The 14,225-nt window shown below is 69.4% G+C and carries 9 protein-coding genes and 1 tRNA gene; 2 read left to right on the top strand and 8 right to left on the bottom strand.

Translation table 11 applies throughout. The annotated features are described in order from the left end of the window. Positions 1-80 precede the first annotated feature (80 nt). Positions 81-153, bottom strand: a tRNA-Leu gene (locus tag ACZ4TO_RS09870). A 100-nt stretch (positions 154-253) separates the two neighbouring features. On the opposite strand from ACZ4TO_RS09870, the gene ACZ4TO_RS09865 reads away from it, so the two are divergent. Further along, complete coding sequence (locus ACZ4TO_RS09865) at positions 254-910, top strand: ANTAR domain-containing response regulator (RefSeq protein ID WP_037624717.1); 657 nt, start codon at positions 254-256, stop codon at positions 908-910. A gap of 104 nt (positions 911-1,014) precedes the next feature. Here the strand turns inward: ACZ4TO_RS09865 and ACZ4TO_RS09860 are convergent, their stop codons facing one another. From ACZ4TO_RS09860 to ACZ4TO_RS09830, 7 genes are all read right to left on the bottom strand, one after another. Next, positions 1,015-1,731, bottom strand: coding sequence for an ABC transporter ATP-binding protein (locus ACZ4TO_RS09860; RefSeq protein ID WP_382796208.1), 717 nt, complete (start codon positions 1,729-1,731; stop codon positions 1,015-1,017). Further along, the gene (locus tag ACZ4TO_RS09855; protein WP_382796206.1) at positions 1,728-2,810 is read right to left on the bottom strand and encodes an ABC transporter ATP-binding protein; all 1,083 of its coding nucleotides are present in this window, start codon (positions 2,808-2,810) and stop codon (positions 1,728-1,730) included. Before ACZ4TO_RS09855 ends, ACZ4TO_RS09860 begins: the two co-directional genes overlap by 4 nt. Before the next feature lie 5 nt (positions 2,811-2,815). Further along, positions 2,816-4,597, bottom strand: a complete 1,782-nt coding sequence (locus ACZ4TO_RS09850) for a branched-chain amino acid ABC transporter permease (protein WP_468024358.1) — start codon at positions 4,595-4,597, stop codon at positions 2,816-2,818. A gap of 5 nt (positions 4,598-4,602) precedes the next feature. Further along, positions 4,603-5,535: a branched-chain amino acid ABC transporter permease gene (locus ACZ4TO_RS09845; RefSeq protein WP_382796204.1), complete on the bottom strand. Its 933-nt coding sequence runs from the start codon at positions 5,533-5,535 to the stop codon at positions 4,603-4,605. Positions 5,536-5,731: 196 nt separating this feature from the next. After that, on the bottom strand, positions 5,732-6,937 hold the full coding sequence (locus ACZ4TO_RS09840) for a branched-chain amino acid ABC transporter substrate-binding protein (protein WP_382796338.1): 1,206 nt from the start codon (positions 6,935-6,937) through the stop codon (positions 5,732-5,734). Positions 6,938-8,405: 1,468 nt separating this feature from the next. Further along, positions 8,406-8,867: a PaaI family thioesterase gene (locus ACZ4TO_RS09835; RefSeq protein ID WP_382796202.1), complete on the bottom strand. Its 462-nt coding sequence runs from the start codon at positions 8,865-8,867 to the stop codon at positions 8,406-8,408. Between the two features lie 61 nt (positions 8,868-8,928). Continuing rightward, positions 8,929-11,208: an FdhF/YdeP family oxidoreductase gene (locus tag ACZ4TO_RS09830; RefSeq protein WP_382796200.1), complete on the bottom strand. Its 2,280-nt coding sequence runs from the start codon at positions 11,206-11,208 to the stop codon at positions 8,929-8,931. A 170-nt stretch (positions 11,209-11,378) separates the two neighbouring features. Here ACZ4TO_RS09830 and polA point away from each other — a divergent pair, with 170 nt between their 5' ends. After that, complete coding sequence (gene polA / locus ACZ4TO_RS09825; protein WP_382796199.1) at positions 11,379-14,105, top strand: DNA polymerase I; 2,727 nt, start codon at positions 11,379-11,381, stop codon at positions 14,103-14,105. Positions 14,106-14,225: the final 120 nt, after the last annotated feature.

Genomic DNA, 14,225 nt, shown 5'->3' with positions numbered 1-14,225 from the left:
ACGACACGCAGCAAAAAGCGGATGTTCACCAGAATGGGAACATCCGCTTTCGTGAAGCAACCTTGACATCCAAGGAAAAGTGCCCCGAGTCGGATTCGAACCGACGCTGTATGGGTTTTGAATCCATGGCCTCTACCGCTGGGCTACCGGGGCTTCCTCTGAAACAAAGGGTAGCGATCACCCGCCGTGCCCTCACCTTACCGCAGCTAGGTAGGCTCTTGTCAGCAGTCCCCGCCCTGAACGAGGAGCCCCCGTGACCGCCCCCGAGTCGCCCCAGCCCGTAGACGCGCCCGACGACGACAAGTCGCACGTGCCTCCGCTGACGACCCGTGTCGTCATCGCCGAGGACGAGGCGCTGATCCGTCTCGACCTCAAGGAGATGCTGGAGGAGGAGGGCTACACCGTCGTGGGCGAGGCCGGCGACGGTGAACAGGCCGTCGAGCTGGCCCGGGAGCACAAGCCCGACCTGGTGATCCTCGACGTGAAGATGCCGAAGCTGGACGGCATCTCGGCGGCGGAGAAGATCGCCGAGGAGTCGATCGCCCCGGTGCTGATGCTGACCGCGTTCTCGCAGCGCGACCTGGTCGAGCGGGCCCGTGACGCGGGCGCGATGGCGTACCTGGTGAAGCCGTTCAGCAAGAGCGACGTGGTGCCGGCGATCGAGATGGCCGTGTCCCGGTTCGCGGAGCTGAAGGCGCTGGAGGGTGAGATCGCGGATCTCACGCAGCGTCTGGAGACCCGGAAGCTGGTGGACCGGGCGAAGTCGGTCCTGCAGACGGAGTACGGCCTGACGGAGCCGGCGGCGTTCCGGTGGATCCAGAAGACGTCGATGGACCGTCGTATGTCGATGCAGCAGGTGGCCGAGGCGGTCATCGAGGACGCCGCGGAGAAGAAGGCGGCGAAGGGCTAGTCCCCCCGCAGCAGCGCTCGGTCCGCGTCGAAGTGGCGGACGGAAGAGGCCCGCACCCCTGACGGAGGTGCGGGCCTTTTCGTACGACCGGGGTCGTGGGCGGATCAGTCCTCGCCGAGGTAGGCCTTGCGGACGGACTCGTCGTGGAGGAGGTCCTGGCCGGTGCCGGAGAGGACGATGCTGCCGACCTCCATGACGTGGGCCTGGTCGGCGAGGGAGAGCGCCGCCTGGGCGTTCTGCTCGACGAGCAGGATGGTGGTGCCGGACGCCTTGAGTTCGGCGATGGTGGCGAGGATCTTCTGCATCATGATCGGCGAGAGGCCCATGGAGGGCTCGTCGAGCATGAGCAGCTTGGGCTGGGACATGAGGGCGCGTCCCATGGCGAGCATCTGCTGTTCGCCGCCCGAGAGGGTGCCTGCGGCCTGCTTACGGCGTTCTCCCAGGATGGGGAAGAGGTCGTAGGCGCGCTGGATGTCCTTCTCGATGCCCGCCTTGTCGCTGCGGAGGAAGGCTCCGAGCTGGAGGTTCTCCGCGATGGTGAGGCGGGGGAAGATGTGCCGTCCCTCGGGGGAGTGGGCGAGCCCGAGGGAGACGATCTTGTGGGCGGGGATGTTGGCGAGGGGCTGGCCGTCGAAGAGGATGCGGCCTCCGCTGGGCTTGAGGAGCCCGGAGAGGGTGCGCAGGGTCGTCGTCTTGCCGGCGCCGTTGGTGCCGATGAGGGTGACGATCTGGCCGGCTTCGACGGTGAAGGAGATGCCCTTGACGGCTTCGATCTTGCCGTAGGCGACCTTGAGGTCTTCGACCTCGAGCAGTGCGGTCACTGGGCGTTTCCTTCCTTGGTGGTGCTGCCCTGCGCGTCGGAGTCGTCGGACGGCGTGGCGTCCTCGGGTGCCTCGGAGGCCTGGGGGGCTTCGTCGGTGTCCGTGGTGTCCTCGGCTGCCGGGGTCGTTTCGGCTTCCTCGGTCGCGGGGGCTTCCGTGGTGTCGTCGGCCGGGGTGGCTGCCGGGGTGTCGGCGGCTTCCTCGGTCTCCGGCGCGGTGTCGGTCGCGGTCACGGCCTCGGTCGTTCCGGCGGCTTCCGCGGCCTCGACCTCGGCGAGTTCGTCGGCGCCGGGGGCGCCTTCGAAGGGGGTGCCGAGGTAGGCGGCGATGACGCGCTCGTCGCCCTGGACGACCTCGGAGGTGCCTTCGACGAGCTTCTCGCCCTGGACGAGGCAGGCCACGCGGTCGGACAGGTTGAAGATGAAGCGCATGTCGTGCTCGATGACGAGGACGGCGATGCCGCGGTCGCGGATGGCGAAGACGAGTTCTTCGGTCGCGCGGGTTTCCTGCGGGTTCATGCCGGCGGTGGGCTCGTCCAGGAGGAGCAGGCCCGGCTCGCTCGCCATGGCTCGGGCGATCTCCAGCTTGCGCTGTTCGCCGTAGGGGAGGTTGCGGGAGAGGTGGTCGGCCTTGTGGTCGAGGCCGATGAACTCCAGCAGTTCCATGGCGCGTTCGCGGGATTCGGCTTCGGCCTTGCGGAAGCCGGGGCCGCGGAGGATGGCCGACCAGAGGCCTTCCTTGGTGCGGGTGTGGCGTCCGACGAGCACGTTCTCCAGAACGGTCATGTTGGCGAAGAGCCGGATGTTCTGGAAGGTGCGGGCGATGCCTGCGCTGGTGACGAGGTGCGGCTTGGGCGGCAGCACCGTGCCCTTGTAGGCGACTTTGCCCTCGGTGGGGACGTAGAGGCCGGTGAGGCAGTTGAAGAAGGTGGTCTTGCCGGCGCCGTTGGGGCCGATGAGGCCGACGATCTCTCCGGCGTTGACGGTGAGGTCGACGCCTCGCACGGCGGTGAGGCCGCCGAAGCGCATGGTGACGCCGGTGGCTTCGAGGACCGGGCTGGGGGCTGTGGTGGTGGTCATGTTGGTTACGCCCCTGCCTTGGTGACGCCGACGGTGGAGTCGGGCAGGCCTTGTTCGGGGATGTGGACGGCCTTGTCGCTGTCGTCGCTCTCGTGGAACTCGAGCTGGCGGCGGCGGTTGGCGATGATGCCTTCGGGGCGGAAGCGCATCAGGATGACGAGCGCGATGCCGAAGGCGAGGAGCTCGTACTCCTTGAGGAAGCTGAGCTTCTCGGGGAGGAGGTAGAGCAGGGTGGCGCCGAGGATGGGCCCGTTGACGGTGCCCATGCCGCCGAGAACGACCGCCGCGAGGAGGAAGGCGGAGTTCGGGGGCACGGAGCCGGCGAACTGGTACGGCGCCGGGTTGACGCTGTAGCCGACGTGGGCGCTGACGGTGCCGGCGAGGCCGGCGAGGGAGGCGCCGAGGGCGAAGGCGATGAGCTTGACGCGGAAGCCGTTGATGCCCATGGCGGTCGCGGCGGTCTCGTCCTCGCGGATGGCGATCCAGGAGCGGCCGATGCGCGAGTCGGCGGCGCGGTTGAAGACCACGACGACGATTGCCGTGATGACGAGCATCAGCAGGAAGTAGTTGGCGAAGCGGCCGAGCGGGAAGCCGAGGATGTTGTGCTCGGAGCCGAAGTTGAACCCGAAGATGTCGAGGTCCGGGATCATGGAGATGCCGTTGGGGCCGTTGGTGAGGTTGGGGCCGGAGGTCCCGTCCATGTTGTTGACGGCGATGCGGAAGATCTCTCCGAAGCCCAGGGTCACGATGGCGAGGTAGTCGCCGCGCAGTCGCAGGGTCGGGGCGCCGATGAGGACGCCGAAGACGAGCGACGCGGCCATGCCGGTGAGCATGGCGGCCCAGAAGGGGAACTGGACGCCGGAGAAGCGGGAGAACTCGGAGCCGGAGACGAGGGCCGCGGCGTAGGCGCCGACGCCGAGGAAGGCGACGTATCCGAGGTCGAGGAGTCCGGTGAGGCCGACGACGATGTTGAGGCCGAGGGCGACGGTGGCGACGACGAGGATGTTGACGCCGAGGTTGGAGTTGTGCTCGTTGTTCGCGAGGAACGGGAAGATCGCCGCGGCCAGGAAGGCCATGCTGGTGGCGAATCCCTTGTGGCGGGCGTTCAGCTGCGCGAAGCGGTCGAAGAGTCCGGCGGTGAGCAGGGCCGAGGCGCCGAAGACGACGAGGAACAGGTAGCCCAGGAACGTTTCGCTCGCGTCGGGGTCGACGCCGATGCCGTAGTTGAAGACGATCAGCGCGACGGCGGTGGCGCCGGTGATGACGAGGCGCTCGACCCAGCCGTCCAGCTTGGCGGCCGGCGGGATGAGGTCGGGCTTGGTGATGTAGTCCTTGAAGGTGTCCCCGGGCTTGGGGAGTGCCAGGGTGCCGAGGAGGGCGACGAGGGAGCCGACGGCGGCGAGGTAGGCGCCGGGGTCGAGTGCGACGAGGCCCTTGAGGTCGACGGCGATGGCGATGGCGCTGAACCAGCTCACGGCGAACGCGGAGGCGGCGGCGAGGACGACGGGCTGGGTGGCGCCCGCCGGGTTGAGCCAGCCGAGGCCGCGGACGTTCCAGAGGGTCAGGGCGAAGAGGAGCGTGAGGGCGCCGGCGACGATGTCGAGGACCTGGAGTCCGGCCGGGGAGCCGTAGTAGGTGAGGTCCCCGGGGAAGTCGGACGTGTAGGTCCAGGACATGAAGGTGCTGGCGATGGTGGCGACGGCGCCGACCGCGATGAGGGCGCGGGCCGCGCTCTCGGGCAGTGCGATCAGGCCGCGCGCGGGGGTCGTGGTCTCGGTGGTTGCCATGGTGCTCACGCCCTGTCCGCGACGCGTTCGCCGACGAGGCCTTGTGGCCTGAACAGCAGTACGAGGATGAGGAGTACGAAGGCCCAGACGGAGGACCAGCCGCCGCCGCCGAGCTGCTGCATGCCGGGGATGCCGTCGATGTAGCTGGTGGCCAGGGTCTCGGCGAGGCCGAGGACGAGGCCGCCGATCATGGCGCCGTAGATGTTGCCGATGCCGCCGAGGACGGCCGCGGTGAAGGCCTTGAGGCCCATCTGGAAGCCCATGTCGTACTTGACGGTGCCGTAGCGCAGGCCGTAGGCGACGGCCGCGACGGCGGCGAAGAAGCCGCCGATGGCGAAGGCGATGACGATGATGCGGTTGGTGTCGATGCCCATGAGCTGCGCGGTGTCAGGGTCCTGCGCGGTGGCCTGCATGGCGCGGCCGGTGCGGGAGAGGCTGACGAAGAGGGCGAGGGCCGCCATGCACAGGGGGGCGGCGACGATGACGAAGACCGAGCCGCTCTGGATGCTGACGGAGCCGATGTGCCAGGGGCCGAAGGGAAGCTGGGGGAACTTCAGGTCGGTCTTGGCGTCGGGGTAGGTGTTGAAGACGATCTGCTGGAGGGCCAGCGACAGACCGATGGCGGTGATGAGGGGTGCGAGGCGTGGTGCTCCGCGTAGTGGTCGGTAGGCGAAGCGTTCGGCCCCGACGGCGATGAGGACGGAGACGATTCCGCCGCCTATCAGCATCGCTGGGAGGGCTATCCACATGGATGTGCCGTTTGGCAGAACGTACAGGTAGACCGAGAGTGCGCCGAAGCCGCCGGTCATGAAGATCTCGCCGTGGGCGAAGTTGATGAGCTGGACGATGCCGTACACCATCGTGTAGCCGATGGCGATCAGCCCGTACATCGAGCCGAGGAACAGCCCGTTGGCCAGCTGCTGCGGCAGGGTGTTCACCGCGTGGCCTCCATGTGGTGGGGAGAGTTGATCAGGGCGTATGAAGCGGGCCGCGCGGTGACGTGTGGTCGTGGCCGCGCGGCCCTGGGGTTGTGCGGAGGGCCTGTCCGGTGGATCGGACCGGGCGTGTGGTGCCGCTGGGGGCGCCGTCGCCTGGTGGTGAACCGATCCACCGGAGTGTCCCGGGTGTTGCTGATCAGCCGTTGAACGTGCCGCTCTTGACGGCCTTCCACTTACCGTCGACGACCTGGTAGACGGTGAGCTGCTTGTTCGTGGTGTCGCCGTACTCGTCGAACGAGACGGGGCCGGCGATGCCGTCGAACTTGGTCTTCTGGACCTCGGCGACGATCTTGGCGCGGGCGCCGTCCGGGATCTTGCCGTCCTTCACGACAGCGCCGATGGCCTTGATGATGGCCGTGGCGGCGTCGTAGGAGTAGCCACCGTAGGTGCCGTAGTCGCCCTTGAGGCCGGAGGCCTTGTACTTCTTGATGAAGTCGGCGGCGGAGGGCAGGGAGTCGACGGGCTGGCCGACCGAGGTGACGAGGTCGCCCTCGGAGGTCTTGCCGGCGGTCTGGATGTAGGTGTCGGAGAACATGCCGTCACCACCGAACAGCGGGGTCTTGACTCCGCCGTCCTTGAGCTGCTTGGTGAGCTTCTCGGACTCGTCGTACTGGCCGCCGTAGTAGACGAGGTCGGCCTTGGAGTTCTTGATCTTGGTGACGAGCGCGGAGAAGTCCGTGTCGCCCGTGTTGACGTGGTCCTCGCCCGCGAGCTTGCCGCCGGCCTTGGTGAAGCCCGCCTTGAAGAGCTTGGCGAGGCCGGCACCGTAGGTCTGCTTGTCGTCGACCACGTACACCTTGCGCTTCTTCAGCGTGTTGTAGGCGTAGTCGGCCGCGAAGCCGCCCTGGAGGGCGTCGGTGGTCGCGGTGCGGAAGTAGGTCTTGAACGGGCGGGACTTGGCGGTCTGCCAGTTCTTGCCCTGGGTCAGCTCGGGCGCGGTGTTCGACGGAGAGATCTCGACGAGGCCGGCGGTGTCGAAGACCTGCTGCATCTGGGTGGCGACGCCGGAGTTCAGCGGGCCGACGACGCCGAGGACCTTGTCGTCCTGGACGAGCTGGGTGGCGTTGGCCTGGCCGGAGGCCGGGATCGCCTTGTCGTCGAGCGCCTTGACCTTGAAGGTCACGCCGGGGACGGTGTTGTTCTTGTTGGCGTCGTCGACGGCGATCTGGACGCCGCCCTGGATGCCGAGGCCCGTGGCCGAGTTCTGACCGGTCAGCGGCGCGTCCACGCCGATGATGATCTCGGTCTTCTTGCTGCTCTTGCTGTCGCCGCTGTCGTCGCGCGAGCCGCAGGCGGTCAGCGTGAGTGCTCCTGTCGTGAGCACGGCGGTGAGTATGACCATAGAACGCTGTCGCACGTTGAATCCTCTCCCTGGCGCGGCACCCCAGGGTGGGGGCCGTGTTTCTCGCCGGGCCGTACTGGATGAAGCAGGGCCGTGCAGTGACGCGCCCGGCGGCGCGGTGACTGGCCGTGACTATAAGCGCAGGTTGGGGGGGTGGGGAGGAGCGTGGGGAAGGCTGTGACGCTCTTGTTATCCGGGGGGTGCCTTGCGGGGGGTGGGGCGGACGATCGGAGCATTTCGGCGTGTTGGCCGGAGACGGTTGTGTGTTCGCATGGTGAGAACGTGCTGGCCCGGGTTGATGGTGGAGACCGGAAGCTGTACGCGCGGTGACCGTTCGGTGGGTCGTCGGGGGCGTGGTGCGGAGCGGCTCGCGGTGTGGGCATTGCTTTATTGCGGCAGAGGTAACCGTGTGTTACCGCCGCATGAGGCGGTCGGCGGTGTCCTGGCCGGGCGAAGTGGGTGTGCGGGAGGGCGTGTTGGGGCAGCGGGGGGCGCGTGTGACGCGCTTCGCGCCGGGCTGCGGCGTGCCGCCGAAGTGAGGCTTTGCTGTTGCTGTGCGTTGTCTTCGCGTACGGGCAGGTCGGGGCCGGGGAGCCCGGAAGCCGGGCGGCGGGGAGGCGCGGTTGTATACAGGGCCGCGCAAGGTGATGAGGCGGGCGTTTCCGGCCTTCACTGTCAGTGGCAGCCGAGCTGGGGCCGCCGCACCCAACTCGGGCGTCCCGGAGTCCACTTGGCGGGCGGTGCCGCCCGCGCGTCGCCCGGTGCCGGCGCCCGAAGCGGAAGGAAGTGCGCGTGCCGCCGGGGCACTTGTGGCCGGGGCGCGGCCCCCTTGGCGATCACGGACGGCGCGGAGGCGGGCGACGGGGCCGCCGATTGCGATCGCGACGACATTCAGTGCCGGTGCGGTTCACTGCGGACCGTGCAGGGTCGCGCCGAGCCGCGCTGGGCGTATGGCTCCAACGGGAGCCGGGGGTACGGGGGTTGGACTTCGGCGGCCCGGAGGGACTCCGGAGGGTCGGCGGCTTCCGCGGCTTCCGCGCGACGGGAGGTCGAGAACCTTGCGTGGGCTCCGTGCGACTTCGGCCGGGCGGGGAACCTCTGCGGACTCCGCGCGACTCCGTCGAGGCGCGGAACTTGCGTGGGCTCTGCATGGTTCCGGAGAACGGCGAACTGCGCGACTTCGGGGAGGGTGACCCCTCGGAGGGGCCGGGCGCCCGGAAACCCCGGGGCCGTGCCTCCCGGAGCGCCCCGGGCTCCCGCATACCGGGCTCCCGTGCTCGCGCGCGCTCAGGACTTCCGTCGCCCCGGGCTCCCATGGCTCCCGCGCCCCGGGCTCCCGGGCTCCCATGAATCCCGCGCTCCCGCGTGCCCCGGACTTCCGGGCACCCCGGACTTCCAGGCGGGACCCCGGGGCTTCCGGGCGCCCCGAGGTTCGCAGGGAGCCCCAGGGTGCCCGTGGCGCCCGGCGTCAGCCCTGTGGGGCGTCCTTGAGGATGCAGGTCAGGCGGGCGCTGCAGACGCGCTTGCCGTCCTCGCCGGTGATGGCGATCTCGTACGTCGCCGAGGTGCGGCCCCGGTGGACGGGGGTGGCCACGCCGGTGACGAGGCCGGAGCGGACGCCGCGGTGGTGCGTGCAGTTCAGGTCGACGCCGACGGCGATCTTCGTGATGCCGCCGTGGAGCATGGCGCCGACGGAGCCGATGGTCTCGGCGAGGACGGCGGAGGCCCCTCCGTGGAGCAGGCCGTAGGGCTGGGTGTTGCCCTCGACGGGCATGGTGCCCACGACGCGTTCCGCGGAGGCCTCGGTGATCTGGACGCCCATGCGGTTGCCGAGGTGGCCCGCGGAGAACAGGGCGGGCAGGTCGACGCCGAGCGCGGCGTACTCGTCGATGACCCCTTGCGGGAACTTCGGGGTGTGCTGTTCGCCCATGGGGCCCGGCTCCGTTCGTCGTGGACCACGTCGTCGTGGATGTCCCTCGCTGAGCGAACGCTCAGTCGGCTGTCGATTGTTCCAGACGGACGACCACGGACTTGCTGGCAGGGGTGTTGCTGGTGTCCGCGGTCGAGTCCAGGGGGACCAGGACGTTCGTCTCGGGGTAGTAGGCGGCGGCGCAGCCCCGGGCGGTGGGGTAGTGCACGACGCGGAAGCCGGGCGCGCGCCGTTCCACGCCGTCCTTCCACTCGCCGACGAGGTCGACGTACGAGCCGTCCGCGATCTTCAGATCGCGGGCGTCGTCGGGGTTGACGAGGACGACCCGGCGGCCGTTCTTGATGCCCCGGTATCGGTCGTCGAGTCCGTAGATGGTGGTGTTGTACTGGTCGTGGGAGCGCAGGGTCTGCAGCAGCAGGCGTCCTGCGGGCAGTTCGGGGTGTTCGACGGGCGCGGCGGTGAAGTTGGCCTTGCCGGTGGCCGTCGGGAAGCGGCGTTCGTCGCGGGGGGCGTGCGGCAGGGCGAAGCCGGCGGGGTCGGCCACGCGCGCGTTGAAGTCCTGGAAGCCGGGGATGACGCGGGCGATGCGGTCGCGGATGGTCGCGTAGTCCTTCTCGAACTCCTCCCAGGGGGTGGTGCTGGCCTCTCCGAGGACCCTGCGGGCGAGGCGGGCGACGATGGCGGGCTCGGACAGCAGGTGGGGGCTAGCGGGCTCCAGGCGGCCGCGTGAGGCGTGCACCATGCCCATGGAGTCCTCGACGGTCACGAACTGCTCGCCGCTGCCCTGGAGGTCGCGTTCGGTGCGTCCGAGGGTGGGCAGGATGAGGGCGCGTGCTCCGGTGACGACGTGCGAGCGGTTCAGCTTGGTGGAGACGTGGACGGTGAGCCGGGCGCGCCGCATGGCCGCCTCGGTGACGTCGGTGTCGGGGGAGGCGGAGACGAAGTTGCCGCCCATGGCGAAGAAGACCTTCGCGTCGCCGTCGCGGAGCGCGCGGATGGCGCGTACGACGTCGTAGCCGTGTTCGCGGGGCGGTTTGAAGCCGAACTCCTTCTCCAGGGCGTCGAGGAAGGCGGGGGCGGGGCGTTCGAAGATGCCCATCGTGCGGTCGCCCTGGACGTTGGAGTGTCCGCGGACGGGGCAGACGCCGGCGCCGGGGCGGCCGATGTTGCCGCGCAGCAGCAGGAAGTTGACGACTTCGCGGATGGTGGGGACGGAGTGCTTGTGCTGGGTGAGGCCCATGGCCCAGCACACGATGGTCCGCTGGGAGGCGAGGACCATCTTCAGGGCCTCGTCGATGCTGTCGCGGGTGAGGCCGGTCGCGGTGAGCGTCTCGTCCCAGTCGGCGGCGCGGGCGGCCTGGGCGAAGTCCTCGAAGCCGTGGGTGTGTTCGGCGACGAACGCCTCGTCGACGGCGCCCTCGGTGTCGAGGATCAGCTTGTTCAGCAGGCGGAAGAGGGCCTGGTCGCCGCCGATGCGGATCTGGAGGAAGAGGTCGGTGAGCGCGGCACCCTTGACCATGCCCTGGGGTGTCTGGGGGTTCTTGAACCGCTCCATGCCCGCTTCGGGCAGCGGGTTGACGGTGATGATCTTCGCGCCGTTGGCCTTGGCCTTCTCCAGGGCGGAGAGCATGCGCGGGTGGTTCGTGCCGGGGTTCTGCCCGGCGACGATGATCAGGTCCGCGCGGTAGAGGTCCTCGAGCAGGACGCTGCCCTTGCCGATGCCGATGGTCTCGTTGAGCGCGGAGCCGGACGACTCGTGGCACATGTTCGAGCAGTCGGGCAGGTTGTTCGTGCCGAGTTCGCGGGCGAAGAGCTGGTAGAGGAAGGCGGCCTCGTTGCTGGTGCGGCCCGAGGTGTAGAAGAGGGCTTCGTCCGGGGAGCCGAGCGCGGCGAGTTCCTCGGCGACGATGTCGAAGGCGCGTTCCCAGGGGATGGCCTCGTAGTGGTCGGCGCCCTCGGCCAGGTACATGGGGTGGGTGAGGCGGCCCTGCTGGCCGAGCCAGTAGCCGCTGCGGCCGGCGAGGTCGGAGACGGGGTGCGCGGCGAAGAAGTCGGGGGTCACGCGGCGCAGGGTGGCTTCCTCGGCGACGGCTTTGGCGCCGTTCTCGCAGAACTCCGCGGTGTGCCGGTGCTCGGGTTCGGGCCAGGCGCAGCCGGGGCAGTCGAAGCCGTCCTTCTGGTTGACGCGCAGGAGGGTGAGCGCGGTGCGGCGGACGCCCATCTGCTGCTGGGCGATGCGCAGGGTGTGTCCGATGGCGGGGAGCCCGGCCGCGGCGTGCTTCGGTCCGGCTACCTGCGGTGCGTCCTGGACCGGATCGCTTTTCGGCGGCTTGCTGGCCATCGGTGAACCCCTTCGCGTGCGCACGTCGGTGTGCGTGTGTTCGTACCTCTTCGATCCTCGCACGCGTGGCCGACGGCGCGGTCCGTGGGTTGTGGGAATCCGGGGTGGGGAGGGGGTGCGCCGGGCCGGGAGGGCTCTCGTTGTCAGCGGGCCGTGGCAGGATCGGGGGTGTGGCAGAGACAGCATCGAAGAAGACCGAGAAAACCGCAGGTACGGGCCGCCCGCGCCTGATGCTCATGGATGGGCACTCGCTGGCCTACCGCGCGTTCTTCGCGCTGCCCGCGGAGAACTTCACCACCGCGACGGGCCAGCCAACGAACGCCATCTATGGTTTCGCGTCGATGCTGGCGAACACGCTGCGCGACGAGTCGCCCACGCACTTCGCGGTGGCGTTCGACGTCTCGCGCAAGACGTGGCGTTCCGAGGAGTTCACCGAGTACAAGGCGAACAGGTCGAAGACCCCGGACGAGTTCAAGGGGCAGGTCGAGCTGATCGGCGAGCTGCTGGACGCGATGCACGCGCAGCGGTTCGCGGTGGACGGGTTCGAGGCGGACGACATCATCGCGACGCTCGCCACGCAGGCGGAGGCCGAGGGTTTCGAGGTGCTGATCGTCACGGGTGACCGTGACTCCTTCCAGCTCGTCTCGGAGCACACGACGGTGCTGTATCCGACGAAGGGTGTCTCCGAGCTGACCCGGTTCACGCCGGAGAAGGTCTTCGAGAAGTACGGGCTGACGCCGGCGCAGTATCCGGACTTCGCGGCGCTGCGCGGTGATCCGTCGGACAACCTGCCGGGCATTCCCGGTGTGGGTGAGAAGACGGCCGCGAAGTGGATCAACCAGTTCGGTTCGTTCGCGGAGCTGGTGGAGCGGGTCGACGAGGTCAAGGGCAAGGCCGGGCAGAACCTGCGTGACCACCTGGAGGCGGTGAAGCTCAACCGCCGTCTCACGGAGATGGTCAAGGACGTCGAGCTGTCCCGGACGGTGGCGGACCTGGAGCGGGCCGCGTACGACCGTACGGCCGTGGCGATGGTGCTGGACACGCTGGAGATCCGTAACCCCTCGCTGCGTGAGCGGCTGCTCGCGGTGGATCCGGGGGCAGGCGAGGCCGAGGAGGCGCGGCCGGTCGCCGAGGGTGTCGAGATCGACGGAGTGGTGCTGGGCGCGGGCGAGCTGAAGCCGTGGCTCGCCGAGCACGGCGGTGAGGCGCTGGGCGTGTCCACGGTCGACTCGTGGGCGCTGGGCTCGGGGTCGGTGGCCGAGGTGGCGCTCGCGGCGGCCGCGGGTCCGGCGGTCTGGTTCGACCCGTCCCGGCTGGACGAGCCGGACGAGAACGCGTTCGCCGCGTGGCTCGCCGACCCGAACAGGCACAAGGTCATGCACAACGCCAAGGGTGTGATGCGGGTCTTCGCCGAGCACGGCTGGACCATCGAGGGCGTGACGATGGACACGGCGCTCGCGGCCTATCTGGTCAAGCCGGGCCGTCGTTCCTTCGCGCTGGACGCGCTGTCCCTGGAGTATCTGGGCCGGGAGCTCGGGCCCGCGGCCGCTGCCGACGGACAGCTCGCGTTCGGTACGGACGAGCAGGCCGAGGCCGACGCGCTGATGGCGCAGGCCCGCACGATCCTCGATCTGGGGGAGGCGTTCGGGGAGAAGCTCCAGGAGGTCGGCGCGGCGGACCTGCTGCGGGACATGGAGCTGCCCACGTCCAGTCTGCTGGCGCGGCTGGAGCGGTACGGCATCGCGGCGGACCGGGCGCACCTGGAGGCCATGGAGCAGACGTTCGCCGGCGCGGTGCAGCAGGCGGTGAAGGAGGCGCACGCGGCCGCGGGGCACGAGTTCAACCTCGGTTCGCCCAAGCAGCTCCAGGAAGTCCTCTTCGGTGAACTGGCCCTGCCGAAGACGAAGAAGACGAAGACGGGTTACACGACGGACGCGGACGCGTTGGCCTGGCTGGCGGCGCAGACCGAGAACGAACTGCCCGTGATCATGCTGCGTCACCGTGAGCAGGCCAAGCTGCGGTCCACGGTCGAGGGTCTGATCAAGACGGTCGCGCCGGACGGACGTATCCACACGACGTTCAACCAGACGGTGGCGGCGACCGGCCGGCTGTCGTCGACCGATCCGAACCTGCAGAACATCCCGGTGCGTACGGACGAGGGCCGCGCGATCCGCCGTGGGTTCGTCGTCGGTGAGGGCTTCGAGTGCCTGATGACCGCGGACTACAGCCAGATCGAGCTGCGGGTGATGGCCCATCTGTCCGAGGACGAGGGTCTGCTGGAGGCGTTCACCTCCGGTGAGGACCTGCACACCACCGTCGCCTCCCAGGTGTTCTCGGTGGAGCGGTCCGCGGTGGACGCCGAGATGCGCCGCAAGATCAAGGCGATGTCGTACGGCCTCGCGTACGGGCTGTCGGCGTTCGGTCTGTCGCAGCAGCTCAACATCGAGGCGGGCGAGGCCCGTGGGCTGATGGACACGTACTTCGAGCGCTTCGGCGGTGTACGGGACTATCTGCGCCGCGCGGTCGACGAGGCCCGGGCCACGGGCTACACGGCGACACTGTTCGGGCGCCGCCGCTATCTGCCGGATCTCAACAGCGACAACCGTCAGCGCCGTGAGGCGGCCGAGCGCATGGCCCTGAACGCGCCCATCCAGGGCACGGCCGCCGACATCGTGAAGATCGCGATGCTCAACGTGGACCGGGCGCTGCGCGAGGCGAAGCTGGACTCCCGCATGCTCCTCCAGGTCCATGACGAAATCGTCCTGGAGATCGCCCCCGGTGAGCGGGAGCGGACCGAGGAGCTGCTGCGCCGCGAGATGGCGTCGGCGGTCCGGCTCGACGTCCCGCTGGACGTCTCGGTCGGCGTGGGCCGGGACTGGGAGTCGGCCGCCCACTAGCCACGGGCGCGTCTTTTCCGAGGGCCGGGGGGGGGGGGGGGGGGGGGGGGGGGGGGGGGGGGGGGGGGGGGTGGGGGTGGGGGGGGGGGGGGTGGGTGGGGGGGGGGGGGGGTGGGTGGT

Source organism: Streptomyces sp. NPDC028298 (assembly GCF_055565895.1).
Note: the sequence above shows the minus strand (reverse complement) of the source record. Positions and strands in the feature narration are given on the sequence as shown.

What these genes read in the sequence shown, in the direction of transcription:
- ACZ4TO_RS09855 (WP_382796206.1), bottom strand. Translation starts at nt 2,810, where the DNA reads ATGACCACCACCACAGCCCCCAGCCCGGTCCTCGAAGCCACCGGCGTC.
- ACZ4TO_RS09850 (WP_468024358.1), bottom strand. Translation starts at nt 4,597, where the DNA reads ATGGCAACCACCGAGACCACGACCCCCGCGCGCGGCCTGATCGCACTG.
- ACZ4TO_RS09840 (WP_382796338.1), bottom strand. Translation starts at nt 6,937, where the DNA reads ATGGTCATACTCACCGCCGTGCTCACGACAGGAGCACTCACGCTGACC.
- ACZ4TO_RS09835 (WP_382796202.1), bottom strand. Translation starts at nt 8,867, where the DNA reads ATGGGCGAACAGCACACCCCGAAGTTCCCGCAAGGGGTCATCGACGAG.
- ACZ4TO_RS09830 (WP_382796200.1), bottom strand. Translation starts at nt 11,208, where the DNA reads ATGGCCAGCAAGCCGCCGAAAAGCGATCCGGTCCAGGACGCACCGCAG.